Genomic DNA, 24,857 nt, shown 5'->3' on the forward strand with positions numbered 1-24,857 from the left:
GTCTAAAGGTTGATTATTCAGCATTGGAAGCGATGCCATATATTTGGGATAAGGTGAATTTTCACCCTATTGGGACTGAAGATTCCCCCCTACGCCGATGAAGGTTTGCCCACTATACTTAGATTACATTACATGGAGGGGGATTAAACGATATGAAAAAACGACTTTCCTTAATTGTCAGCGTTACCACGATGTTAGCTTTAATGACAGCTGCTTGCGGAGGCGCCAATGAGCCATCCAGCAACGGAGGCAGCGGCAACGCCGGCGGCGAGAAGGCGAAAATTACGGTATGGCACAACTTCTCTGGCGACGACTTGCGCGCCAAAGCGGTTAGAGAGCTAATCGAAAATTATAAAACAAACAACCCGAACGTAGAAGTGGACGCGCAGGCCATTCCGGTCGACGGATACCGTCAACGTCTGAGCACGGTTGCCGCAGCTAACGAAATGCCGGACGTGTTTTTCGTTTACGCGGGCAGCCAATCGCAAGAATTTTACGATGCCGGATTATTGCAGCCGATTACGGAGCTGGCGGACGAAAACCCGGATTGGAAAAACAACTTCATGGAAGGCGCGTTCGACCGCTTCTCCTTCGAAGAAGGCCAAATCTACTCCGCTCCGCTCGCGATGTCCGCGACTTCGTTCCTGTACTATAACAAAGACCTGTTCGACGCCAACGGCGTAACGGTGCCAACGACTTGGACGGAGCTGATGGCTGCCGTTAAGACATTCAACGATAAAGGCATCACGCCGATCGCATTGGGCAACAAAGCGCCGTGGGTGGCGCAATCGACGATCATCGGCTCCCTGGCCGACCGCGTTACGGGAACAGAGTGGTTCCTGAAAGCGGTTAAGGGCGATGGCGCTTCGTTTACGGATCCGCAGTTCGTAGAGGCTCTAAGCAAGTTTAAGGAGCTTGTAGACAACAAAGCGTTCCAAGAAGGCGCAAACAGTATCGACAATACGCAGGCCGAGCAATATTTTGTACAAGGCAAAGCAGCTATGATGGTATCCGGCGCATGGACGCTGACAAATCTGGCGGCATCCGCAACGGATGAGCAGATCGCTCCGATCGAAGTGACGACGCTGCCAGCCATCGAGGGTGGAGCAGGCGCGGCAGGCACGATCTCCGGCGGCGCAGGCGGAGGCTTTGCGCTCAGCAAGAAAACGACAGGCGCGGCCAAAGACGCGGCGCTGGATCTGATCTACGCGGTCAGCGGTCCGGACGGGCAAAAGGCAATCGCGGAGAGCAACTCCATGGTTATGTACAAGATGGAGCTGGACGAGTCCAAAGTCAGCCCGCTGTACTTCAAAGCGTTCAACCTGGCCAAAGAATCCGGCATCACGCCGGTCTATGACGCTTACCTCTCCGCGGAAGCGGGAGAAGCCATCAACAATGGTCTGCAAGGGCTGATGATGGGCGACAAACCGGAGGACATTGCTAAAAAGCTGCAAGACGCGCAAGTTCGCTCCACTCAGCAATAGTATCAATCACACTCTAGCTATCCAAGGAGGCTGCTGTCATGCCTGCATCCCTGCGCAGTAAAAGCTTCGTCGTATTGGCGCTGCTTCCTGCTCTGCTGATATTCCTGGTCTTCGCCATCATCCCGATTTTCTGGTCCGCCTACTACGGCTTCTTTGATTGGAAGGGGCTTGGCGCCGCCAAGTTCATCGGGCTGAATAACTACGAAATGATGCTGCAGGATCCCATATTCTGGAGGGCGCTGAAGAATAACCTTATTCTCGTCGCGTCGGCGATCATCGGCCAAGTGCCCATCGCCCTCCTGCTTGCCCTGCTGCTCCTGAAAAACTCCTGGTTCAACCGGATTCTCCGGTCTGCCGTCTTCCTGCCGATGGTGCTGTCCACAGTCGTGGTCGGCCTCATCTGGGGGTATATCTATCATCCGCAGATCGGCCTTCTGAACCAAGTGTTGGAGGTGCTGGGACTGGACTCCTGGACCCGTGCCTGGCTCGACGATCCGAAGATCAATATGTTTGCGGTGTCCATTCCGATTAACTGGGCGAATATCGGCCCTTATCTGATCATCTTCATCGCCGCTCTGCAGAACATCTCCTCGGAGATCGGCGACGCGGCGAAGATCGACGGCGCCATTGGCTGGAGAAAGCTGTTCTACGTTACGCTGCCGATCATCTGGGGAACGGTCGTCGTTACGATCGTGCTGTGCATCTCCGGAAGCCTGAAGGCGTTCGACCACGTCATCGTCATGACGGGCGGCGGTCCGGCGCAATCGACGGAACTTCTTGCAACGTACATGTACAACAACAGCTTCACCATCTATCGCTACGGTTACGGTTCTGCCGTATCCACGATGATTATTTTGATCAGCGCCTTGCTCATTGGGCTTAACTACATCATTACGAAGAGACGCGGGTAATGGGCATGGCTAATCAGCACCCGGATGAAGGAGTGATAGACGATGCAAGGAACGACTGACGTCCGGTCCTCGGATTCGAACGGTTCGCTCTGGCGGAAGCCGGTCTCCGGCGTGGTTAAAGCATTGCTGCTCGTATATGCAGCCGTGACTTTGTACCCCCTGTATTGGTTGATGATCAGCGCGTTCAAGTCGAATCAGGAATTTTTTAACCGTCCTTATGCCTGGCCGCAGAACTTCCAGATTGACAACATAACGAGAGCCTGGGATCTGGGAAAGATGGGTCAAGCGTTAATCAACTCGACCATCGTAACTTTGGCGGCGGTCGTGCTGACCATCGTGCTGGGCACGCTGGCGGCATACGCGCTGGAGCGTTTCACTTTCAAGATGAACAACATTATAAAGGGAATCTTCTTGCTGGGCATGCTGATCCCGATTCACAGTACGCTCGTGCCGCTCTTTATCTTTATGAACAAGATCGGCTTGCTGGATACGTACTGGTCGCTTATTCTGCCGTACACGGCATTCGAGCTGCCGATCGCGATCTTCCTCGGCATGGCTTACCTGGCCTCGATCCCGAGAGAAGTAGAGGAAGCGGCCATGATCGACGGCAACGGCTGGTGGGGCGTATTCGGACGCATCATCTTCCCGCTATGCTTGCCGGTTATATCGACGGTTACCATCCTGGCGTTTCTGCGCTTCTGGAACGACTTCTCCTTCGCGCTGGTGTTTATCAACTCGCAAGCGCTGAAGACTTTGCCGCTCAGCCTCTCGCTTTTCTCGGACGGCTTCGGCACGGACTACAGCTTGACCATGGGCGCGATGTTTATCGCTGTCATCCCGACCATCGTCATCTATCTGATCTTCCAAGAGCAGATCATGAAGGGTATGGTCGCAGGCTCGGTCAAAGGTTAATCGCCTTTGTCCGGGCTTTTTTTTGTGCGGGGGTACGGGCTCGCAGGCGCCTCGTTGTGCTGGGGGTGCGCCGAGGCGAAGGCGCTATAATGGCAGGTTGCGGCGTGTCGAAGGCGTTATGCTGGCAAGCAGCGCCCGACCTTACTCGATGGCAACTGCTAACGCGCGGTGTAACGGACACAGACGACTCTATTCGGGGCAAATGGGGCATATGCGAAAGCTAACGGACAAGAGAAGCGCTGTTGCACCAATATGAGGTCTACCCGGACCCCAAGGATATGGTTTTCCTGCAGAAATAGTCTCATAAGGACATGATGTCAGAACTGTAAGAATATGATACGATAGGACTAATCTATCCGAAGAGGTGATCATGGCGTGTTAGGACGCAGCGGCAATCCCACGTTAAGAGATTCAACGTTCGAAAAGACAGGCTCGCTCGTCAGCGGAGAACGCATGACGATCGAAGGCACTGTAAACAAGATGTTCATTACGCTCGCCATCCTGCTGGGCGGCGCATTCGCTTCCTGGAGCATGTACGCGAACGGACAAACGAACATTATGGCGCTGGCCATCGGCGGCGCGATTGCGGGCTTCATCCTGGCGCTTATTATCAGCTTCAAGCCAACGGCGGCCCCGTATCTGGTACCGATCTACGCGGCTTGCGAAGGATTGTTTCTTGGCGCGATCTCCGCGCAATTCGAGAGCCTGTACAACGGCATTACGCTGCAAGCCTCGGCGCTGACGATGTGCGTATTTATTGCATTGCTGGTCGCGTACCGCTTCCGCATCATCCAAGCGACGAAGAACTTCAAGCTTGGCGTATTCGCGGCTACGATGGGCGTTATGCTGCTGTACCTGCTGAGCTTCGTTCTGGGTTTGTTCGGCGTCACGATTCCTTACCTGCACGAGAGCAACTGGATCGGCATCGGCATCTCCATCGTTATCGTTATTATAGCGGCGCTCAACCTGGTGCTGGACTTCGACTTCATCGAATCCGGCGCAGAGCAAGGCGCTCCGAAGTATATGGAATGGTATGGCGCGTTCGGCTTGCTCGTGACTCTCGTCTGGCTGTACATTGAGATTCTCCGTCTGCTTTCGAAGCTGGCGAGCAGAGACTAATTACGGCGGCAGCCAGCCGTACATATGGAGCAAAGAAGCGGGACGGCGGTCCCGCTTTTTTTACGTTAATCTTATAGAAAGCAGAGGTGTGCGGGAATGAAGAGAGCGGAACTGACGGCGTATTGCAAAGGGTTAAACGGCGCGATGGAGGACTATCCGTTCGGGCCGGATCCGCTGGTCATGAAGGTCGGCGGCAAAATGTTTGCTTTGATCGGAACGAATGGAAGCGTGGATAATATCTCGCTGAAATGCGAGCCTCATATGGCAGAGCTCCTGCGAATGGAACATGAAGCGGTGAAGCCGGGTTACCATTTGAACAAAAAACATTGGAATACCGTTACGATAGACGGCTCGGTCCCGGATAACGACATCAAAGAGATGATCCGCCACTCTTACGAACTGGTCGTCAAAGGGTTGACGAAAGCGCAACGGGCGGAGCTTGGCTAAGCTTAGATAAGGATTACAGCAAGCAGATGTCGGTGATCTTTGTCGCTGGCTTAGAAAGATCCCTTGAAAAGCTTGAAGGGAAAATGAGGAATTTGTCGAATGAAAATAGGGATGTCGAAAATAAAACGAGACGGTAGAGGTGGACAAGTTGTTGAAGAGATGGTTGCTGCTCACGGCTGTTCTATTGCTGATGAGCATGGGGACGGCTGCTTACGCCGCCGAAGGCGAAGCGAAGTCGATGACTCACGGGGAAGTATTGTTCGAACTAGGTTTGATTAACGGAACAAATGAAGGGCTGCAAGAAGATCGAGAGATCAACCGCGCCCAGATGATCGCGATCGTGAACCGTCTGAGCGAGCGCGAAGGCGACAAGCCGTTCGCTCCGCCGGCCGTGCCGACCTTCTCCGACGTGCCGAAGACGCACTGGGCGTATGCGGATATCGAGAAGGCGTACGCAAATGGCGTCACGACGGGAATCGGGCAAGGCAAGTTCGGCGTGGGCAACAAAATCACCCACCAGCAAGCCGTTACCCTGCTGGCTCGCACGGCCGGCTACGAAATCGATTATGCAAACGCGGTCGAAGAAGGTTGGGAGCTGGGCATTTGGCTGGACGCGGATAAGCCGGCAACGGCAAATCTGTATCGGAGCGATGTATTCGAGCTGATGGTATCCACGCTCGCGTTGTCGATCGATGAAGAGGAAGAATTATACTTCTTCCATTTGATTCCGTCCATCAGCCAAGAGCATCGCGATTGGCTCATGAGCGACGCGAACATTTACTTATACAACCCGATGATGCAAGATTTTGTTTACGAGCCGATTGCCGACAGTTACTCCGGCGACGATGAGGGATATGCCGAGGCTTCCCGGAGACAGTTTGTATACACGACCGAAGTTGCCAAAGTTCTGGAGCTGTACAAAGGGGCAAGAGAAGAAGCGGCATTCGATGCTTTCTTTAAGCGTGCTTCTGGCGGCAAAACCTCTATTGCGCTGCCCTACGAGTGGAGCTCCTTTGAGCTTGACGGCGAGTGGGGAGAGTTCGGGTACTACGGATCTACCCGTGCCGAGTTGACTGCAGACGGTGTATTTGCCGGCACGATTGAAGCGACGGAAGGAAACGACTACCTCGAAGCCGAGACGCTTAGCGTATGGCAATACGGGACGGTTACGGTGGACGGCAAAAAGGTAACGCCTTATTATGTGCTTATGGAGCTTCCGCTTGGATTCGAGGATGATTTCGAATTTTACGAACTATTTGTCCTCGTGGATGACAAAGGCGTCTACAAGGCAGCTGCCGTAGGCTCGCACGGCGATGGCGTGTACGTAAGGAAGTAGACAAGGAACGGGAAGGACGTGAATGGCAGTGACGAATCTGCAGCTTGGCTCGCTGGTGCTCAATGCGGAGCTTCTGGTCGTATTGGCCGCAGGTCTTATGGGATTGTTTGCGGTCCGATTGCGGCTTAGAGGGCGAAGCGAGCGGGATACGTCTCCTGCCTGGAACGCGATAGGGATATGGATTGCGGTTTGGAAGGGAAGCCTCATTCTCACTGATGCGGTTGCCGTTATTCGGCAGCCTCTTTCTTTGCTCTATTATGACGGTGGAACGATCGGCTTCTGGCTTGCTTGCGTGTGCGGATTAACCTATCTCCAATATCGTTATGGCAAAATGTATGGAGCAGCCGATGCCTGGAGAATTACCGGTGCATTCGCAGCAGGCTGGAGTACGGTCTATTTGATGGCGATCATCATTCTGGACAGGGCTTCTGCGGGGTATGCGCACTGGCTGGGCATGTTCGTGTCTGCAACAAGCGTATTCCTGCTGGCCGGAATATGGCGGATTAGGCCAAGGAAAGCGGCAGAAGAGGACCCCGGAGAGGGAAGCGCCCGTGCGGAAAGCGGTTTGCGGCGAATGGCTGTTCCTGGCGCCGGGCTGGCGCTGCTGCTGGTGCTAGTCAGCTATATGGCGTTCGATCAGACGGAGCGGCTGATGGAGCGGATCGAGAACCGCAACGGTAATTCGGGCGTTGGAGCGCGGGCGGGAAATATCGCACCGGCTTTTGAATTGAATAACTTATTTGGAGAAGAAGTCGCGCTGGCGGATTACAAGGGGCGGACGGTGCTCGTCAACTTCTGGACGACATGGTGCCGGGTTTGTATGACGGAGATGCCGCATGTCCAGAAGTTGCATGAAGTTTATAGGGAGCAGGGCGGGGATGTAGCGATTCTGTCCGTCAACGTGACGAGCCAGGAGCAAGGCGAGGAACAGGTGCGGCAATACGTAGAAAAGCGGTCGCTGGACTTCCCGATCGTATTGGATCGGCGAGGCAGGGCCGCGGACGATTACCGCGTAGCGGCCTATCCGGCTACCTTCATCGTAGATGGAGACGGCATCATTCGCGAACGTTTCCTTGGCGCGATCAGCTACGACGATATGAAGAAGCGCATAGAGCGCGTACGCGACAAGTACCCTGTAGAACAATAATGGCCTTATCCCCAGTGGGATGGTCGTTCCAATGCCGGAGGCAGTAACGTGTCCCTGTCTCCCTTGGCGGCATGGATCTGAAATGGCGTGAGGAACAAGCTGTCGCTCAGATTTGCTCCGCATAGATTCGTATCCCGGAGATCAACTCCGATCATGTCGGCTGACCGCAGATCCCCTCCCGACAGGTCGGCCGCAATGAGATAGGCTCCCCTAAGATTGCAGCCTCGCAAGTCCATGCCCCTTAAGTTTGCTCCCATGAGGTCGATTCTGGGACCGATCGGTTTTCCTTTATATTTTGGCAAGGCAGTTTTGCCTCCGCGAACGAGTCCATTCCTCACAAGCTCGCTCCCTTGGATGAGCACAAGATTAACGTCCATTCGATGTGCCGCGATATCCTGTTGGCGCAGTTTTTCGGCGGGCAGCGATGCCAGGGCATCCGTTGCCGCGGCATATTGCCGAAGCTTCTCGTGAATGCCCGCAGTCTCCTGCCTTGCTAACAAATCGCCCAAATACCAAAGCAATTCGTGCAGTAAACGGATCGCATGGAAAGCGTCGAACATGTTCCCGGCCAGCTTGGGTTCGTCTCGCCAGCTTGTTCCCCCGAAGGTTTCCTGAGATACGCGTTGTCCCGCGCCGAAGCAATCGAATACGGTGCAGCCGCGGTAGCCGATGTCCCTGAGCCTGTCGTGAACGCCGCATCGATAATCCACTTGCAGATGCCGGCATGGCGTACCGGCCGCCTTGGTGGCGGCGAAGTCGGAGGAGGCTTCGAATGGCAGCGCCGTGCAGCAGAGACCGAAGCAGTTCTCGCAGCGGGCCCTGAGCTCTCTGTCTGGAGGAGTTGCCTTGGCGCCAATGTTTGTATCCATTTCGTTTGCCTGCTTTCGTTCTGGTTTTCTTTCACTTTAGCCTTCGATTGGCCGATGCTCAATGGAAATAATCATTTTAGTTATTTTATACCATTTTTCTTTGCGGGTCCTTGCTCTTGTATTCCGCTTGGAATTTTGGGACAATAAGGCTGTATGTCCAGCGCCAAAGGAATTTGTGGCCGACACAAGGGCATGAAGAGAGGAAGCACAATGAGCAAACCATCCATTTATGGACTGACTATAGAACAATTAACGGATTGGCTGGCGGAGCGCGGACATAAGAAGTTCCGGGCCACGGCGGTGTGGGAATCGCTGTACCGCAAACGCATAACGAACTTTGACCGCATGGAGGAAGTACATCCGACCTGCGTGTCCCTGCTCAAGGAACACTTCGTCATCGGCACGATGGAAGAGCACGTAAAGCAGGAGTCCGTCGACGGTACCGTAAAATTCTTGTTCCGCCTGTCGGACGGCAATCTGATCGAGACGGTGCTGATGCGCCATAAATTTGGTCTGTCCGTCTGCGTGACTACGCAAGTCGGCTGCAATATCGGATGCAGCTTCTGCGCGAGCGGGCTGCTGGCAAAGAGCCGCGACTTGACCGCCGCCGAGATCGTGGAGCAGATCGCGAACGTGCAGCTGCATCTGGATGCGGCCGGCAAAGGGGAGCGGGTCAGCCATATCGTCGTCATGGGCATAGGCGAGCCGTTCGACAACTATAAGCATATGTCTGACTTCATCCGCATCGTTAAGGATCACAAAGGGCTTGCCATCGGCGCGCGCCATATTACGGTGTCGACGAGCGGTCTCGCGGGCAAGATTCGGGAATTCGCGGACGGCGATCTAGGCGTCAATCTGGCGGTATCGCTCCATGCGCCGAACAACGAGCTGCGTACGCGCATCATGAAGATCAACAAGGCGATTCCGATCGAGAAGCTGATGGATGCCATTGATTATTACCTGGAAAAAACCCGCCGGAGAATGACGATGGAATACATCCTGCTGAAGGACGTCAATGACGGAACGGAGCAGGCGCTGGAGCTGGCTGAGCTGATGAAGCCGCGCAAGGGACTCGTTAACGTGAATCTGATTCCGTACAACCCCGTCGACGAGCATAGCCAATATCAACGGAGCGAGCAGGATTCCATCCGCGCGTTCTACGACGTCATGAAGAAACAAGGCATTAGCGTAAGCGTGCGGCTGGAGCATGGCGCGGATATCGACGCGGCTTGCGGACAGCTGCGAAGCAAGCAGATGAAGGCGGCGAATTGAAAATCGCAGCCCATAGGTAGACGATACCCCTCGGCGGACGAGACAGTAAGCGAAGGCTTACGGCTCCCCGCCGAGGGGTTTTCATTAATTAGGAAGTTATGAATTTCTGCCGTTGTTCTTTATATAGAATTTATATAATTCGGGGATTGAACGGGCGGTTAATGAGCAGGCGGAAGGCGGATATGTCGACCGACATGCACGAGTATGAAATTTCGAGTACAATGATGCGTCTGGAGGTCCAATTGATCGATTGAGTATGAAATTTCGAGTACAATGGCGCGTCTGAGGGGCTGTGCGTTCGATTGAGTATGAAATTTCGAGTACAATGATGCGTCTGAAGGGCCAGGCGATCGAATGAGTATGAAATTTCGAGTACAATGGCGCATCTGGAGGTCCAAGTGATCGAATGAGTATGAAATTTCGAGTACAATGGTCCGTCGGAGGGACCAGGCGATCGAATGAGTATGAAATTTCGAGTACAATGGTCCGTCGGAGGGGCCAGGCGATCGAATGAGTATGAAATTTCGAGTACAATGGTCCGTCGGAGGGGCCAGGCGATCGAATGAGTATGAAATCTCGAGTACAATGATGCGTCTGAAGGGCCAGGCGATCGAATGAGTATAAAATTTCGGCGAAATCGATCTAAAGCTCGCCGACTGGCTGCATTTCAAGATTTAAGTCGGCGCCATCGATCTAAAGCTCGCCGCCCGTCTACATTTCAAGCTTTAAGTCGGCGCCATCGATCTAAAGCTCGTCGCCTGGCTGCCTTTCAAGATTTAAGTCGGCGCCATCGATCTAAAGCTCGCCGACAGGCTGCATTCCAAGATTTAAGTCGGCGCCATCGATCTAAAGCTCGCCGCGCGTCTGCATTTAAGTTGGCGTAAGCCAAAGCGAGGGAAATAGCATGACTAGATCACCAAAAGGCAAGGTGCAAAGGCGATGTTCAAACAATACTTCTATGACAATGTAGGTAAGGTAACAGATTCTGATACATTAAGAGAAGTAGCAGATAGCAGTGAGTGGGAAGAAGAGTTGGTGAGCCTCGGAATGAGCAGGAATCTACATGCGCTCTGTTCCGCTTGCAACGATGGGGCTGCAAATGGGACACTTGAAAGACTTTCTTATGAGAAGGTGCTTGCACAGCTTCGATGTTGACGTGCACCAGGAGCCGATCAGGTAAAGTAGTTTGCTACTCGAGACAACAGACCAAAAATCGATGGCCCCCTGCACGTTGCAGTGGGTCCTTTTTTTGTAGATTCAAATAGGTATTTATACATATTTGTACAAAATAGGGCTTGAGGAATGCATAAATTGCAAAAATTGCATCGTTTTTTTGGGCATGTGAGGAGGGATTAGAGGTTTCTAAAGCTATCTTAAGGTTTTCTTTAGCTTCGCTTACGGTTGCCTTACAAAATGAGGGTTATGATTGAACTATCGGATTAACGAATGCGAAAGGATGGGAACTTATGATCACGATGATGGGCATCAGTCATCAATTCAAGATAGGCAAGAAAGGCAAGGAGCGGATCGTACCGGTTCTGCATGATATCGATCTCAGCGTGGAGAAAGGAGAGATCGTAGCTATCGTCGGCCGGAGCGGATCGGGCAAATCGACGCTGCTGAATCTCATGTCCGGCTATATCCGGCCTACGGCTGGAGAAATTACGGTAGCGGGACGAATGGTCACGAAGCTGGACGAGGGAGCTTGGGCGGATTTCAGATTGGCGCATTACGGCTTTATTTTTCAAAACTTTCAGCTTATATCGAGCATGACCGCCTACGAGAATGTCGAGCTGCCGCTCGTGCTCAAGGGAGTGGGGCAGTCAGAACGACGGAAGCGGGTCGAGAAAATGCTGGAGAACGTCGATATCGCGGCATTCGCCAGCCACTATCCGAGCGAGCTGTCCGGCGGGCAGCAGCAGCGGGTTTCGGTCGCGAGATCGCTTGTTTTGGAGCCGCCGATCGTGCTGGCGGACGAGCCGTCCGGCAGTCTCGACAGCGAAAACGAAAAGTCGCTGCTGACGATGATCAAGCAGCTCAATCATGAGCTTGGCATCACGTTCGTCATCATTACGCATGACGATCAGGTTGCCTCCGTCGCTCATCGCACAATCCGTCTTCAGGACGGCAGGCTGGCTCGCCAGGCGCCGCTCGTTTCGGTGGAAAGCATCAAGGAAACGTTTGACCTGGCGAAGGGAGGACATCACTCATGAAGTTTGGCGATCAACTACGATTTGTACGACAGAACATGAAACGCAACAAAACCCGTTTGTTCATGACCGTGCTGGCGACGGCCATGGGCTGCGCATTCCTGACCGTACTCGCCTCTGTCGGCTTCGGTCTGCAGCAGAGCATGGTCGAGGAGATTACCGGGGACCGGCTGGTAACGGAAATTACGATCTACGGCAAAAATCCCGACAAGTTCGATACGCAAGGCATTCAAAACGGAGACATCGACTACTTCCAGTCGCTCCCTAACGTCAAGGCGGTCACTTACCGCAATTATATCCAGCAGTATATGGATCCTTCCATCGATGGCAATCCGGTTAACGTCAATCAGAGAATCGGCATGGATTTCGAAGCGGAGAAGCAAGCGGGCTTCGGCCTCAGCGCAGGACGGCTTCCCGAAGGGAATAATGAAATCGTCATCGGCTATCATATTCGCGAAGTCATGGACGAGGAGGGACGGCCGTCTAGCGAGCTGCCGGCTGCCTCGGAGTGGGTTGGCGAAACAATGACGCTGCAGGTAAGCTATTACGAGGACGGAGAGCTGGCGAAGAAGCCGCTGGAGACCGTCATTGTCGGCGTCGCGGAGCAGCCGACCAAGGAATGGAATCGCGACCGCAATATCTACATGGGCGAAGAGATGCTGACGCAGATCGAAGCCATTACCGGCACGCAGCTCGGCGAACTGCCGTACTTTGAGGTGGCGCCGACGAAGGAGCAGGTGCAAAAGCTGATCGAGCAGCTTCCCAAGCCGACCGGCGAGCGTCAATACCAGGATGTAACCGTCGTTGCGGAAAATGCTTCGAAGGTAAAGGGCATCGCGGAGAAGATCCGGGAGCAAGGTTACTTCAACCATTCCATTGCGGATGAGCTAAAGCAGGTAAACATGCTCTTTACCATTATGAAGATCGGTCTCATCTTCGTCGGAACGATTGCCGTCCTGATTGCATCCATCGGCATCTTTAATACGATGACGATGGCGGTGACGGAGCGGGCGCAGGATATCGGCATTATGAAGGCGATCGGCGCGCATCCGTCCGTGATTCGACGAGTGTTCCTGCTGGAGAGCAGCTTGATCGGCTTGTTCGGGGCGATTATCGGCACCGTGGTGTCGTACGCTATTTCCTTTGCCGTGAACGCAGGCTTGCCCATCATGATCGAAGTGCTTATGGAGGAGACTCTCCCGGCAGACTTCAAATTTTCGGTCATTCCTCCATATCTGGCAGCGCTAACCTGCGTGATCGCGCTTGGCGTAGCGCTGATATCCGGCCAGCGGCCGGCGAGAAGGGCGACTCGCATCGACGTTCTGAGCGCGCTGCGGCGCGAAGTGTAAGGGACGCGGCTCTGACTGTTCCATTCCCTTCATGGCAGATGAACAAAGGGCGAGCGCAGCAGCGTCTCGGCTTTTACATCGGCGGCCCACTCATGGCGGGCGGAGGCGACCATCTTACCTGATGTCAGTCGATTGTCATTGACAGAGCATCGCGTTGTGATTTATGATTGCTACTAATTTCATATGCAATTGAAATTCGATGACGAGAAAGAGTACGTTAAGCGAACGATCCGCAGAGAGTTGGGGCTGGTGCAAACCAACGTTCGGGCGCTAACGGAAAGCCATCTCCGAGAAGCAGGCTGAACCTAGAGTAAGCTCTGCCGCAATTCCGGCGTTACAAGGAACGCGTATTGATGGATACGTGAGCGGAGTGTCGCTTCATTTGGAAGCGAAACTAGGGTGGTAACACGGGTGCAGACTCGTCCCTTTATGGGGACGGGTCTTTTTTGTTGTCTATGGGATACATGACAAGAGAGGAGAATGGCAATGGCAGAGCTTAACATGGGGGACTTCGTATCCAAGGCGGTGCGCGATATGAAACCTTCGGGCATACGGAAGTTTTTCGACTTGATTGACGGCAGAAAAGACATCATCTCGCTGGGAGTGGGGGAACCCGATTTCGCCACCCCGAAGCTGGTCAGAGATGCGTGCATTACCGCGCTGGAGAAGGGCAGAACGTCGTATACGCCGAACTCGGGCCTTCCGGAGCTGCGGGAAGGCATCGCCGAATACCAGCACGCCGAATTCAAGGTGCAATATGAGCCGGGAAACGAGGTGCTGGTTACGGTCGGCAGCAGCGAGGCGATCGATCTGGCGCTGCGCGCCATCGTGACGCCCGGCGATGAGATTCTTATTCCGACGCCATGTTATATCTCCTATTCTCCGATTACGCATCTTGGCGGCGGCGTGCCGGTGGCCGTGGAGACGCTCGCAGCGGATGGATTCAAGCTGAAGGCCGAGTTGCTGGCGAAGGCGCTGACCCCGCGCTCCAAGGTTCTTATGTTGTGTTATCCCAACAATCCGACGGGAGCCGTTATGTCCTACGAGGATTGGCTGCCGATCGCGAAGCTTGTGCAGGAACATAATCTCGTGGTCATTGCCGACGAAATCTACGCGGACCTGACCTACGATCGCAAACACGTTTCGTTCGCCTCGCTTCCCGGTATGAAGGATCGGACCATTCTTGTCGGCGGGTTCTCCAAGTCCTTTGCAATGACGGGATGGAGAGTAGGCTACGCGTGCGGACATCGGGAATTGATCGGGGCCATGCTCAAGATCCATCAGTATACGGTTATGTGCGCGCCGATCCTGGGCCAGATCGCGGCGATCGAATCGCTGCGGAACGGGCGGGAAGAGAAGGACTTTATGGTCGAATCGTACAGCCAGCGGCGCAAAGTAATCGTTAAAGGCTTGCAGGAAATCGGCCTGCCATGTCACGAGCCGCTTGGCGCGTTCTACGCGTTCCCCTCTATCGCGCATACGGGGCTAACCTCGGAGCAATTTGCGCAGAGACTATTGAGCGAGGCTAAGGTGGTTGCGGTGCCGGGCGACGTCTTCGGACAAGGCGGCGAAGGTTTCCTCCGCTGCTCGTACGCGACTTCTCTTTCGAAAATTAACGAGGCGCTGGAGCGGATGGGGCAATTCCTTAGAACGCTGTAGCGCAGCGTGCACCAGACAAGTGAAACCCCCGTCAGGCCGTCGCGTAGTACAGGGTTAGGCAATTCGGCTCGCCCCCCGAGCAGAATTGCCGAACTGGGAACGGCGGGCCGCGATTGCGGTTCGCCGTTATTTTTGCTATTTTGAATGCATGAGACGACGTGTTGCAAGGCTAGAGAGCATAACGGGCTGGTCCCTTTATTCTCGCGTTGGCAGATGAGATAGTAAAACGCCGACTCCATTGAGAGCGGCGATGAGGAGATGAAGCAGATGGCTTACGAGCCGAAGATGAAGGAAACCGAACATAGCGTAATTGAATTCATTGAAGCGGTCGAAAGTCCCAAGAAGCGGGAGGATGCCTACCGGCTGCTGGAATTGTTTTCGGAGACGACGGGTTACGAAGCCAAGATGTGGGGACCCAGCATTATCGGCTTCGGCTCTTATCATTATAAATACGCGAGCGGCCACGAAGGGGATGCGCCGCTTGCCGGCTTCTCCCCGCGAAAGGCGAAGATCAGCCTCTACTTGACGGCATGCGAGCCGGAACGCGAGGAGCTGCTGAAGGCGCTCGGCAAACATACGACCGGGGCGGCTTGCGTCTACGTCAACAAGCTGGCCGATATCGATCTCGATGTGCTAAAGCGGCTGATCGTCGCTACCGTTGATTATTTGCAGGCAACCTATCCCTCCGAGGGTTGATCGGAAGTAAAGCAGGTCCAAACCGGATAGTCAAAAGTGAAGATTGGCGAGTAGATAGCCCGTTCCCCCCTATTTATAATAGGCTTTAAGCCAATATGGGGGAGTGAAGATGAACAATGAACAATCTATTCTACAAGCCGGAGGACGGCTGGCTCGCTGATGTTATTCCCTTTTATGAGGATGGGGAATTCAGATTGCTGTATTTAAAAGACTGGCGCAACAGGGAGGAGTATGGCGAAGGCACGCCGTGGTTCCTGCTCGGAACCAAAGATTTTGTTCATTATAAGGAGTATGGCGAAGTGTTGCCGCGAGGCGGCGAGTCGGAACAGGATTTGTATATTTATACGGGCTGCATTCTGAAGGTAGACGACCTTTACCATATTTTCTATACGGGCAACAACTTCCATTATCCGGCGCAAGGCAAGAAACAGCAAGCGGTCATGCATGCGGTCAGCCATGATATGCTGCACTGGGAGAAGAAGCCGGAGGATGCTTTTTTTGCGCCTGAGGATCGCTACGAAGTGCACGATTGGCGAGATCCCTTTGTTTTCTGGAACGAGGAGGCGGGGGAATATTGGATGCTGCTTGCAGCCCGGCTCAAGGAAGGCCCGGCCAATCGCCGCGGCTGTGTCGCATTGTGCGCCTCCAAGGATCTGACGGCTTGGGAGGTGCGCGATCCGTTTTGGGCGCCGTATCTGTATACCACTCACGAATGCCCCGATTTGTTCCGTATGGGAGATTGGTGGTATCTGATCTATTCGACCTTCTCCGATCGTACGGTAACCCATTACCGGATGAGCCGGTCGCTGGAGGGGCCGTGGCTGGCGCCGGACAACGACGCGTTGGACACGCGGGCGTTTTATGCGGCCAAGACGTGGAGCGACGGCGAGCGGCGATACGCATTCGGGTGGAACCCGACCCGGGAAGGGGAGCATGATGGCGGCACCTGGCAATGGGGCGGCAATCTGGTCGTGCACGAAATACGGCAGCAGCCGGACGGCGCTTTGACGGTGAAAGCTCCGGACACGGTGGACGGGATGTTTTCCTTGGAGAGCGACATTGCTTTGCGCAAGGTTCTCGGGCAGTGGGCTTTTGCCGAAGGTTCTGCAACGGTTGACGCTCCCGATCATTTTGCTTGCGCTTATGGCGGCCTGCTGCCGGTAGGAGCGATCAAGCTGGAAGCCAAGATTGAGTTTGACAGCAACACGAAAAGCTGCGGATTTATTCTTCGGACGGATGAAACATTGGAGCAAGGCTACATGATTCGTCTTGAGCCGGCAAGAAGCCGAATTGTTGTGGATCAGTGGCCGCGCAAGGGCGATGTTCCCTATGCGGTTGGCATGGAACGTCCCGTGCAGTTGGCGCCGGAGAAGCCGTGTACCTTGCAGATTTATCTGGAGGGCGAAGTATGTGTGGTCTATGTAAATGGAGAGGTTGCCATGAGCACGAGACTGTACGACTTTAAAAGCGGCGGATGGGGCATATTCGTAAGCGAAGGCAGCGCCAGGTTCGACATCCGGCAGCTGGAGCCGGTTATGGAGTAATCAATCATAAAGATGTTAGAAGCGGGCACCCTGCAAGTCTACAAGACTTGTGAGGGTGCCCGCTTCGTGGATGAGGTGATCCGGAAATCAGATCCGGCGATCCGATCCGGTATTCCGATTCGCCATTCGTTTACGCCTCGTCCTTGACGAATGTCACGTCCCCGATCGTATATCGTCTGGAGATGACGGCATCTGCGCTGACAGTACGGTCTACGGATACGTTGATTGTACCGAAGGTTAACCCTTCGCTCTGATAGGCATAGCTTGTGGAATCGTCGCATAGCAGGGAACAGCTCCCCTCGTCCGCACCGTATAATACGGGATGCAGCTCCAGCAAGCCGCCATCCTCCACGTTTGAGACAGGCGCCGCCCAAGGAATCAGCGCTCCTTTTCGAATAAACATCGGCACCTGATCTACCGGCACCTGGCGCGTAATCCATTGGCCGCCATCGATCCATTGGCCTGCAGACCATTCGTACCAGCGGCCTTCCGGCAAATAAAGGTTGCGGATATCGCCGCTGCCGTAGACAACAGGCGCAACCAATAAATCGTCTCCGACCATAAACTGATCGAAGCAATCGAACACCTCGCGATCATGGGGATAATCGAGCACCAGGGGACGAATGGGCGGGACACCCTGCACATTGTATTTGCCGAATGCCGCATAAAGGTAGGGAATCAAACGCATTCTGAGCTGCAGCAACTGGCGGCATTGCTCCGTCAACTGCGGCCAGTCCTCCAGCCACTCGCCTGCATGGTTTTTATCGTGATCGTATTGCTTCCACGGAGGAGAAGGGATCATATAGCAGTTAAGGACGGCCAATGGCGAAAAGATGACGGCGCCAATCCGGCGCAGAAGTTCTTCTCTGGTTGCGGTTTGCCGGACTTCCGGAGACCACAACAGTCCGGAGAATGCGGCCGTCGCCATGCCCCGCACAAAATCCTTATGCTCGTAAAGATCGCTGTAGAGGACATAGGGATAAGGAGCCGCGAGCGCGTGCGAGGCACGCACTTGCCCGTAGGTGCGGCGATCGGCGGCTACGAACGGGTCCAGCATCGTCTGCTGATAAAGCTGCCCCATCAGGCTGTGCATCTGCTCGCCGTCCGCTCCTCCCGGGAACCGGGCAAAATCGGGAAATCCCCAGTTGCCGATGTAATCGCCATTGTCGCATTCGTCGAGCTTAAAGCCGGATAACCCGGCATCGATGGTCGATTGATGAATGCCGACAAATGCTTCTCTGGCCTGCGGTTGCGTGAAATCCGGCACCAGGCCGTCCCACACATAGCTGTCTCCCGAATAGGGCTTCAATTCGTTATGAATCGGACTTTCGGGATGCACATAAGCATGCTCCCACAAGTTAAGCCGGAAACCCATTTCATTTAATTCGCGGATTAGCGCCCGTTCATCCGGGAATCGGCTTTTGTCCCAAACGTAGGTGCAGGAATAGGCGTTTGTTTGCCAGCCCGGCTCCAGACCAAAGATGTCGCAAGGCATGTCATCCTCCCTGATTTGACGGGCGAGCCTCAGCACATCCTCTTGATTGGCATGCCAATCGGCCCGGTACAAAACGCCAAGTCCCCACATGGGCGGCAATGCGCCGCCGCCGCTGAATAGATTGTAACGGGAGACCGCGTCCTTCATATCGTCGCCGCAGAAAATATAGATGTCGACCCCTTCGGCCGCCGGGATGTCGACAAGCATATTGCCGCTCCCCTTTTTGACTTCCCAGTGCCCCTTCTCCGTGCCGGCCGACTTAAAGCCTTCCTCATCCTGCCGACTGCCGACTCGCTTGCAGCCTCCGCAGAAGAAGGTAGCGTAACGGGCGGTGTCGATCAGAACGCCGTAGCCGGCAGTGCTGACATAGAAAGGGACGGGTGCGTGGGAATCTCCCAAATCCGCTGCCGGATCGGAGTTGGTGCGCAGCTTCTTTTTGCTGCCGCTTTGCCTGAACGACTTGAGCTGCAAGCCGAGACCGTAAACCTCTTCATTCGGCTCCAGAGGAATGTCCAATAGAACCGAACCTTTGCGCGGCTCGAATACAATGTCTTCCTGCAGGAATGGAAGCGGATGATCCTTTAAAACATTTATGGCCTCGAAGCGGGTCCCGGGCTGCAGTACCGAAACAGGCGTAATGGCTTCGGGCGTACCGAAGGTCATTTTATAAATCCCGCTGGCTATTTTTATCATTTTTCTTGCTCCTTCATCATGAATGTTAGACTATCCCTTGACGCTGCCCAGAACGAGACCGGTGACGAAATAACGCTGCAAAAACGGATATACGCACAAAATCGGCAATGTAGCCAATATGATTTGCGCGCTTTTGGTCGTACGCGGTGAAATGCTGGCCAGCAGCGCAGCGTCTTCGGACCGTACATTGCTGAAATCAAAGCTGACGATAATCGATCGCAAGTAGGTGGCGATCGGGTAGTTCTCGGTCTGATTCATAAATAACATGCCATCGAACCAGCTATTCCAGTGTCCTACCATGGCAAGCAGCAAAATCGTTGCGAAAGCAGGCAGGGACAAGGGGAAGTATAGTCGCCATAAAAGGGTCCAGTGTCCGGCCCCGTCGATACGAAACGACTCATCCAGCTCCCTCGGAAGAATTCTGAAAAAGTTGATCATCAGAACGATATTAAAGACGGCCAGGCTTGTTGGCAGGACAAGCGCCATCATGCTGTCCAGCATGCCCAAGGTTTTCACCTGCATGTACAAAGGAACGATGCCCCCGCTGAAAAGGATCGTAAACATAAAAAACCAGACGTAGACGGTACGCATGCTGAAATCCCGGTTTTCCCTGGAAAGCGGATAAGCCGAAATAAAAGTGACAAGCATTTGCAAAATGCTGCCCACGATGACACGCATCACGGAAACATTTAAAGCGGTTAAAAATTCCGAACGGGTAGCGATGAAGGCGTAGGCGTCGAGCGAGAAGTTGGACGGGAAAAACAGCACATCGCCCATAGCGACCGCCGACGCCGAACTGAGAGAGATCGCCAAGGTGTTAAGCAGCGGCGCGACACAGATCAATCCCAATACAATAAGAAATAGATAATTGAAAATGGTGAATATTTTTTTGCCATCCATACGATAGTTCATCATGATCCTCCTGCTCAGAAAATGCGATAATCGGCAAGCTTATAGGCGAGATAATAGGACACCGCAATAAGCACGCCGGATACGATCGATTTAAATAGACCTACCGCCGTAGCTACGCTGTATTGGGCCTGATTGAAGGCAAGTCGGTAGACCAGCGTATCCAATATATCGCCGGAGTCCATGACCAGTGGATTCAGCAAAATAAACACTTGTTCAAACCCTGCGTTCAGCACGTTGCCGAGGCTGAGGGTGGCCAATAAAATGATGGTGGGACGAATGCCGGGCAACGTTACATGCCAGATTTGCCTCCACCGGCTGGCGCCATCGATCTCGGCCGCTTCGTACAAATCCGGGTTGATAGAGGTCAAGGCAGCCATATAAATAATCGTATTAAACCCGAAGCTTTTCCACACTTCCGTCGTAATCAGCACGCCGGGAAAAAGAGTGTTGCTGGACAGGAAGCCGATCGGCTGTCCTCCGAAAGCGCTAATGATACTGTTAACGACGCCCTCGAGGCTGAGAATATCCAGAATAATGCCGCCCAAAATAATCCAGGAAAGAAAGTGGGGCAAATACATGGCCGTCTGGAGGACACGCTTCATCTTGCGGCTTCGCATTTCGTTCAGCAACAACGCCACGATGATGGGCACGAGCAAGGAGAAGATGATTTTCAGTACGGAAATGTATACCGTATTAAACATGACTTGCCCGAAGCGGGGCATGGATATGACATATTTGAAATTGGCCAATCCCACCCAGGGTGCGTCAAACCACCCTTTAAACACGGTGAATTTCTGAAAGGCCATTACGATTCCGATCATGGGAATATAACAAAATAAAATAGCCAAAATAATGCCCGGAATTAAAAAAAGATGATACGGCAGTTCGCGCTTAAACCGCATCCTCAAACGAGCGAGCACAGGCATTCGCGCTGTATCTGACGATGTTTTCACAAGATGTCACCTCTTTCATCGAAAGCCGGCCTCCTTGCAACGAAGAAGGCCGACTTGGCTTTGCTGTTAATTCGATTTTGCTACGGCATTTATCTCATTCAGGATCTGCTCTCCGCCCTGTTTTTTCCACTCGGCAACAAAAGTGTCGAATGCATCGATCGGTTCCGCGCCCATAATTAGTTTCGTGAACATTTCGCGCTCATAATCGCCCAGAATGCCCATCTTGTCTCTCATGGTGTCCGTAGTTCCGCTATAGGCTTGCGGGATCAGCCGATCCGTACCGTAATGTTCGATCGTCGTCTGGAAGCCCTTGACTTGATGGTACTCCATGTAGCCGGTGCCCTTGCCGTCCAGATAAGCGACGCTTGGCTCGTATTTCCCCGTTTCGGTCAGCGCTTCGTCCAGTTTGCTAGGATCGCGTTTTTCAATGGCCTCAATGACGTATTCCAACGACTTCAAGGTAGCCTCATCGGTCGTCAGGGTACGAACAAGCGACAAGTGACCTTGTTCTACAATCGTTTGCCCGTCTTCGAAAGCAAAGAATTTTTTCACTTCGGGATCATTGCGTTTTGGACCGTAAGCCATTTCGTTGTATTCGTTCAACAATTGAATCAGGATTTCCGGATGTTCGTAGTTTTTGTTGACGACATAATAACTGACTACAGTGGTGCCTACATTGGCAAACACATCTTTGCCGTCGGCGCTCGGGGCGACAAGCGGCGTCCAGATCATATCCGGCTGGCCTTCGAGGCCCGCGCCGTACATGTACACATTCCAGTTGCGTCCGTAGGTGATGCCGTATTTGCCGCCGGTCACTTCCTCCACTACTTTCGGCGTGTCCTTCATGCCGAACTCAGGGTCCAGCAGTCCGGCTTTATACATTTCGCTTAATTTTGCGATTGCATTTTTCATTTCCGGCTGAATGCTGCCGTACGTGATTTTTCCGTCATCGCCTTTTAGCCATGTTTGGGGATAAGCGTGATAACCGTTGAAGAATCCGGTCAGGGACGTAATGCCGTCGAACAGCCAGTTGCTGAATGCCAATCCGCCAGTGTCATTTTTGCCGTTTTTGTCCGGATCTTGTTCTTTGAAGGCTATGGCCACGGCCATTACATCGTCGATCGTTTGAGGCACCGGCAAATTCAGATTGTCGAGCCAATCCTGCCGTACCCATAACAAGCTGGGCTCGTAAATCACCGAGGTCATATAAGGCAATGCCATAAGCTTGCCATCGAAGGTAGCGGAATTCATGCCCAAGCCGCCATCTCCGTACAAAATTTCTTTGGTCAAATCAGAGGCGTGTTCGTTAAATACATCGGTCAAATCGGCCGCCATATCGGCTTCTACCAACGTCTCCAGCTGATTGGTTGAAATTTCCATCAGCATGTCGGGAATGGAGCCGGAGGCGATGACGATGTTCAGCTTCTCGTTATACTCGCTTTGCAAGGACGTCCATTCATGCGTAACATTGAGACCGAATTTGTCGGCATAATGTCGGTACCAGATATTATTGGCGAAGTCGTCTCCTTCCGGATAACCCCATGTAGGCAATGAATAACGTCCTACCTTTAAATCAATCTTCTTCTCCGGTGCGACACTGTCGGACTCTGACGGTCCCGGGCTGGCGGTTTCCGGAGCGGTTGAATTTGGCTGTGAGCTGCAAGCCGACATCAACAGAAGAATCGAACCCAAAACGATTGCTGCCTGTTTTTTCATAGCGTTGTTTCCCCCTTAAGTTATTCTTGATATCCCTTGACATGCCAAGAATAACAACTGGCGAAACGCGCTGCTAGAGTCCGATTTGAACATTCGATTATCCAATTTGGATATTTTTAAGTTCTAATTTACGAATAATTGATTGTCGGAGATGAGGTTTCCGTCTTGCTCCCTGAACTGCTGAGGAGACGCGCCGACCAATTTGCGGAATACTTTTCCGAAATAACTGCTGTTGTCAAATCCGGTGGATGTCGCGATGGCGACCACGGTTTCATCTGTCTGTCGCAGCAGTCGGCAAGCTTCGGCGATACGGATTTTCGTCAACTGATGAATCGGCGTTGCGCCGATATGTTTGGCGAACAATCGGCAACAATGATGTTTGTTAACGCCGGCGGCTGCCGCAATTTCATCGAGGGTAAGCAAGCGGTGGTACTGAGTCTCCATGAGCTGCAAGGCGCGTTGAATGGATTCGGGGAGCGGTTTGCCGGCGTCGGGCATGCCGTCCATTAGCCGCAAGCAGGACAGAATCCAATCGTATAAAGAAAGCGAGATTTCGTATTTGTCCCTTAATCCGTTGTCGCCGGCAGTTTGCATCATATCCCACAGCATGGAGATGGGACGAGCCTGGGGTTTGAAGCTGACGACGGGGCCCGCTTTTGCCATCAGATCATGCCAGAGCGGAAAAACATGCGTGCCGCTTGCGACCAGAAATATATATTCCCATGGCGTTTTGGAAGCAGAGTTGTAATAATAACAATGCGAATCGGGGATGTGCAGGAAGAAGCCGTGATGTTTCGGCACCGTGTAATGACGGCCATGATAGATCAGATGCCCTTCGCCAGCCAAGGTATATTGGAACAGCACAAATTTGTCGTCCCTTGCCATGCCGTCCCAGCGATAAGTTTCGCTGGCCGTGCTTTCCCAGCCGATCGATCGAATGGCCATCAACGGGTTGTTCTGATCGTTATACCGAAAATCATAATTGGTTTTAAGCAAAATAATACTACCTCCCGTTCAATATTTTGCTATTGTCACGATAGCGGAAATGTTTTAGATTCAATGTAAATCAAATTTGATGCAAATATTGTACTATATGTCGGGCTTCGATCCGCAATCATTTGTTTTGGAGGTGCATACCCATGCCGCTGGTCGACATGCCGCTCGATCAATTGAAACAATACACCGGGAGCAATCCGCGTCCGGACGATTTTGACGAATATTGGGAACGGGCGCTTACAGCGATGCAAGAAACAGATCCGCAAGTCGAGCTTGTCCGGAGCGAATTTCAGGTTCCGTATGCCGAGTGTTTCCATCTATACTTTAACGGGACGGGAGGAGCACGCATCCATGCGAAGCTGGTACGATCGCTTCATGCCCGGAAGCCGCATCCTGCAGTCTTGCAATTCCATGGTTATGCGCATCATTCGGCGGATTGGGCGGATAAGCTGATTTATGCGTCAGTGGGCTTTACCGTGGTGGCAATGGACTGCCGGGGTCAAGGGGGAAATTCCGAGGATACGGGCGGCATCAAAGGCACGACGCATAAAGGTCATATTATACGAGGTCTGGACGATCATCCCGATCGGCTGCTGTTTCGCCAAATTTTTCTGGATACGGCGCAGCTGGCCGGCATTGTCATGAATATGCCCGAGGTCGACGCCGAACGCGTGGCTGCGATCGGCGGTTCGCAAGGGGGAGGACTTGCCCTGGCATGCGCGGCTCTGGAACCCCGCGTTAATCGTGCCGCACCCAGCGTTCCTTTTCTCTGCGATTACAGAAGAGTGTGGGAGATGGATCTGGCGCGGGATGCATACGAAGAGCTGAGAACGTTTTTCCGCCATCACGATCCCCAGCATTTGCGCGAAACCGAAATTTTCGAGAAGCTTGGATATATCGATGTGAGACATCTTGCGCCGCGTATTCGAGGCAAAGTGATGATGGGAGTCGGATTGCTGGACACCGTCTGTCCGCCGTCGACGCAATTTGCCGCTTACAATGCCATTGGCTCCGAGAAACGAATGGAGATTTATCCTGACTTTGTTCACGAGAGATTGCCGGCTTTCGAAGACAAAACGATACAGTTTTTGTTGGAAATGTAATAGGGGAGGCTTAGGGCCTCTCTTTTTGTTGTCC

Annotated in this window: 20 protein-coding genes and 1 other annotated feature; of the genes, 14 read left to right on the plus strand and 6 right to left on the minus strand. The window is 53.3% G+C overall.

Annotated elements, in window-relative coordinates:
* Window positions 1-152 precede the first annotated feature (152 nt).
* From B1748_RS12540 to B1748_RS12570, 7 genes are all read left to right on the plus strand, one after another.
* The gene (locus tag B1748_RS12540; RefSeq protein WP_087568249.1) at window positions 153-1,484 is read left to right on the plus strand and encodes an extracellular solute-binding protein; all 1,332 of its coding nucleotides are present in this window, start codon (window positions 153-155) and stop codon (window positions 1,482-1,484) included.
* Window positions 1,485-1,522: 38 nt separating this feature from the next.
* The gene (locus B1748_RS12545) at window positions 1,523-2,395 is read left to right on the plus strand and encodes a carbohydrate ABC transporter permease (protein ID WP_087568250.1); all 873 of its coding nucleotides are present in this window, start codon (window positions 1,523-1,525) and stop codon (window positions 2,393-2,395) included.
* Window positions 2,396-2,437: 42 nt separating this feature from the next.
* On the plus strand, window positions 2,438-3,307 hold the full coding sequence (locus tag B1748_RS12550) for a carbohydrate ABC transporter permease (protein ID WP_087568251.1): 870 nt from the start codon (window positions 2,438-2,440) through the stop codon (window positions 3,305-3,307).
* Window positions 3,308-3,682: 375 nt separating this feature from the next.
* Complete coding sequence (locus B1748_RS12555; protein ID WP_087568252.1) at window positions 3,683-4,426, plus strand: Bax inhibitor-1/YccA family protein; 744 nt, start codon at window positions 3,683-3,685, stop codon at window positions 4,424-4,426.
* A gap of 96 nt (window positions 4,427-4,522) precedes the next feature.
* On the plus strand, window positions 4,523-4,873 hold the full coding sequence (locus tag B1748_RS12560) for an MmcQ/YjbR family DNA-binding protein (RefSeq protein WP_087568253.1): 351 nt from the start codon (window positions 4,523-4,525) through the stop codon (window positions 4,871-4,873).
* Between the two features lie 151 nt (window positions 4,874-5,024).
* Complete coding sequence (locus B1748_RS12565) at window positions 5,025-6,209, plus strand: S-layer homology domain-containing protein (RefSeq protein ID WP_087568254.1); 1,185 nt, start codon at window positions 5,025-5,027, stop codon at window positions 6,207-6,209.
* A gap of 22 nt (window positions 6,210-6,231) precedes the next feature.
* On the plus strand, window positions 6,232-7,356 hold the full coding sequence (locus tag B1748_RS12570; protein WP_087568255.1) for a TlpA family protein disulfide reductase: 1,125 nt from the start codon (window positions 6,232-6,234) through the stop codon (window positions 7,354-7,356).
* Window positions 7,357-7,361: 5 nt separating this feature from the next.
* On the opposite strand, the gene B1748_RS12575 is transcribed toward B1748_RS12570, so the two are convergent.
* Window positions 7,362-8,225 (minus strand): pentapeptide repeat-containing protein, encoded by an 864-nt coding sequence (locus B1748_RS12575; protein WP_087568256.1) that lies wholly within the window; start codon window positions 8,223-8,225, stop codon window positions 7,362-7,364.
* Window positions 8,226-8,435: 210 nt separating this feature from the next.
* On the opposite strand from B1748_RS12575, the gene rlmN reads away from it, so the two are divergent.
* The 6 genes from rlmN (at window position 8,436) to B1748_RS12605 (ending at window position 16,955) form a co-directional block, all read left to right on the plus strand.
* A complete protein-coding gene (gene rlmN / locus B1748_RS12580) occupies window positions 8,436-9,497 on the plus strand; it encodes a dual-specificity RNA methyltransferase RlmN (RefSeq protein ID WP_087568257.1) in 1,062 nt (353 codons plus the stop codon).
* A 1,466-nt stretch (window positions 9,498-10,963) separates the two neighbouring features.
* Window positions 10,964-11,710: an ABC transporter ATP-binding protein gene (locus B1748_RS12585; RefSeq protein WP_087568258.1), complete on the plus strand. Its 747-nt coding sequence runs from the start codon at window positions 10,964-10,966 to the stop codon at window positions 11,708-11,710.
* Complete coding sequence (locus B1748_RS12590; RefSeq protein WP_087568259.1) at window positions 11,707-13,056, plus strand: ABC transporter permease; 1,350 nt, start codon at window positions 11,707-11,709, stop codon at window positions 13,054-13,056. The genes B1748_RS12585 and B1748_RS12590 overlap by 4 nt, the downstream gene beginning before the upstream one ends.
* Before the next feature lie 190 nt (window positions 13,057-13,246).
* Window positions 13,247-13,486, plus strand: a binding site (T-box leader).
* A 56-nt stretch (window positions 13,487-13,542) separates the two neighbouring features.
* Window positions 13,543-14,715, plus strand: a complete 1,173-nt coding sequence (locus tag B1748_RS12595) for an aminotransferase class I/II-fold pyridoxal phosphate-dependent enzyme (RefSeq protein WP_306299322.1) — start codon at window positions 13,543-13,545, stop codon at window positions 14,713-14,715.
* A 267-nt stretch (window positions 14,716-14,982) separates the two neighbouring features.
* On the plus strand, window positions 14,983-15,411 hold the full coding sequence (locus B1748_RS12600) for a DUF1801 domain-containing protein (RefSeq protein WP_087568261.1): 429 nt from the start codon (window positions 14,983-14,985) through the stop codon (window positions 15,409-15,411).
* 116 nt (window positions 15,412-15,527) lie between these two features.
* Entirely contained in the window at window positions 15,528-16,955 is a 1,428-nt protein-coding gene (locus B1748_RS12605; RefSeq protein ID WP_087568262.1) for a glycoside hydrolase family 32 protein, read from the plus strand.
* A gap of 130 nt (window positions 16,956-17,085) precedes the next feature.
* Here B1748_RS12605 and B1748_RS12610 read toward each other — a convergent pair whose 3' ends face one another.
* From B1748_RS12610 to B1748_RS12630, 5 genes are all read right to left on the minus strand, one after another.
* Window positions 17,086-19,143: a TIM-barrel domain-containing protein gene (locus tag B1748_RS12610; RefSeq protein ID WP_087568263.1), complete on the minus strand. Its 2,058-nt coding sequence runs from the start codon at window positions 19,141-19,143 to the stop codon at window positions 17,086-17,088.
* 30 nt (window positions 19,144-19,173) lie between these two features.
* Complete coding sequence (locus tag B1748_RS12615) at window positions 19,174-20,055, minus strand: carbohydrate ABC transporter permease (RefSeq protein WP_306299323.1); 882 nt, start codon at window positions 20,053-20,055, stop codon at window positions 19,174-19,176.
* A gap of 14 nt (window positions 20,056-20,069) precedes the next feature.
* Window positions 20,070-20,981, minus strand: a complete 912-nt coding sequence (locus B1748_RS12620; protein WP_087568294.1) for an ABC transporter permease — start codon at window positions 20,979-20,981, stop codon at window positions 20,070-20,072.
* Window positions 20,982-21,074: 93 nt separating this feature from the next.
* On the minus strand, window positions 21,075-22,724 hold the full coding sequence (locus B1748_RS12625; RefSeq protein ID WP_087568265.1) for an extracellular solute-binding protein: 1,650 nt from the start codon (window positions 22,722-22,724) through the stop codon (window positions 21,075-21,077).
* 123 nt (window positions 22,725-22,847) lie between these two features.
* The gene (locus B1748_RS12630) at window positions 22,848-23,720 is read right to left on the minus strand and encodes an AraC family transcriptional regulator (RefSeq protein WP_087568266.1); all 873 of its coding nucleotides are present in this window, start codon (window positions 23,718-23,720) and stop codon (window positions 22,848-22,850) included.
* 143 nt (window positions 23,721-23,863) lie between these two features.
* On the opposite strand from B1748_RS12630, the gene B1748_RS12635 reads away from it, so the two are divergent.
* Window positions 23,864-24,823, plus strand: a complete 960-nt coding sequence (locus B1748_RS12635; RefSeq protein ID WP_087568267.1) for an alpha/beta fold hydrolase — start codon at window positions 23,864-23,866, stop codon at window positions 24,821-24,823.
* The last annotated feature ends 34 nt before the right edge of the window (window positions 24,824-24,857 follow it).

The organism is Paenibacillus sp. MY03 (genome assembly GCF_002165585.1).
Lineage (GTDB): Bacteria > Bacillota > Bacilli > Paenibacillales > Paenibacillaceae > Pristimantibacillus > Pristimantibacillus agaridevorans.

Excerpts from the sequence above, each read along its gene's own strand:
- B1748_RS12560 (WP_087568253.1), top strand. The coding sequence starts at position 4,523 with ATGAAGAGAGCGGAACTGACGGCGTATTGCAAAGGGTTAAACGGCGCG.
- B1748_RS12610 (WP_087568263.1), bottom strand. The coding sequence starts at position 19,143 with ATGATAAAAATAGCCAGCGGGATTTATAAAATGACCTTCGGTACGCCC.
- B1748_RS12605 (WP_087568262.1), top strand. The coding sequence starts at position 15,528 with ATGAACAATCTATTCTACAAGCCGGAGGACGGCTGGCTCGCTGATGTT.
- B1748_RS12545 (WP_087568250.1), top strand. The coding sequence starts at position 1,523 with ATGCCTGCATCCCTGCGCAGTAAAAGCTTCGTCGTATTGGCGCTGCTT.
- B1748_RS12585 (WP_087568258.1), top strand. The coding sequence starts at position 10,964 with ATGATCACGATGATGGGCATCAGTCATCAATTCAAGATAGGCAAGAAA.
- B1748_RS12595 (WP_306299322.1), top strand. The coding sequence starts at position 13,543 with ATGGCAGAGCTTAACATGGGGGACTTCGTATCCAAGGCGGTGCGCGAT.
- B1748_RS12625 (WP_087568265.1), bottom strand. The coding sequence starts at position 22,724 with ATGAAAAAACAGGCAGCAATCGTTTTGGGTTCGATTCTTCTGTTGATG.
- B1748_RS12575 (WP_087568256.1), bottom strand. The coding sequence starts at position 8,225 with ATGGATACAAACATTGGCGCCAAGGCAACTCCTCCAGACAGAGAGCTC.
- B1748_RS12620 (WP_087568294.1), bottom strand. The coding sequence starts at position 20,981 with ATGCCTGTGCTCGCTCGTTTGAGGATGCGGTTTAAGCGCGAACTGCCG.
- B1748_RS12635 (WP_087568267.1), top strand. The coding sequence starts at position 23,864 with ATGCCGCTGGTCGACATGCCGCTCGATCAATTGAAACAATACACCGGG.
- B1748_RS12615 (WP_306299323.1), bottom strand. The coding sequence starts at position 20,055 with ATGAACTATCGTATGGATGGCAAAAAAATATTCACCATTTTCAATTAT.
- B1748_RS12590 (WP_087568259.1), top strand. The coding sequence starts at position 11,707 with ATGAAGTTTGGCGATCAACTACGATTTGTACGACAGAACATGAAACGC.
- B1748_RS12550 (WP_087568251.1), top strand. The coding sequence starts at position 2,438 with ATGCAAGGAACGACTGACGTCCGGTCCTCGGATTCGAACGGTTCGCTC.
- B1748_RS12540 (WP_087568249.1), top strand. The coding sequence starts at position 153 with ATGAAAAAACGACTTTCCTTAATTGTCAGCGTTACCACGATGTTAGCT.
- B1748_RS12600 (WP_087568261.1), top strand. The coding sequence starts at position 14,983 with ATGGCTTACGAGCCGAAGATGAAGGAAACCGAACATAGCGTAATTGAA.
- B1748_RS12570 (WP_087568255.1), top strand. The coding sequence starts at position 6,232 with ATGGCAGTGACGAATCTGCAGCTTGGCTCGCTGGTGCTCAATGCGGAG.
- rlmN (WP_087568257.1), top strand. The coding sequence starts at position 8,436 with ATGAGCAAACCATCCATTTATGGACTGACTATAGAACAATTAACGGAT.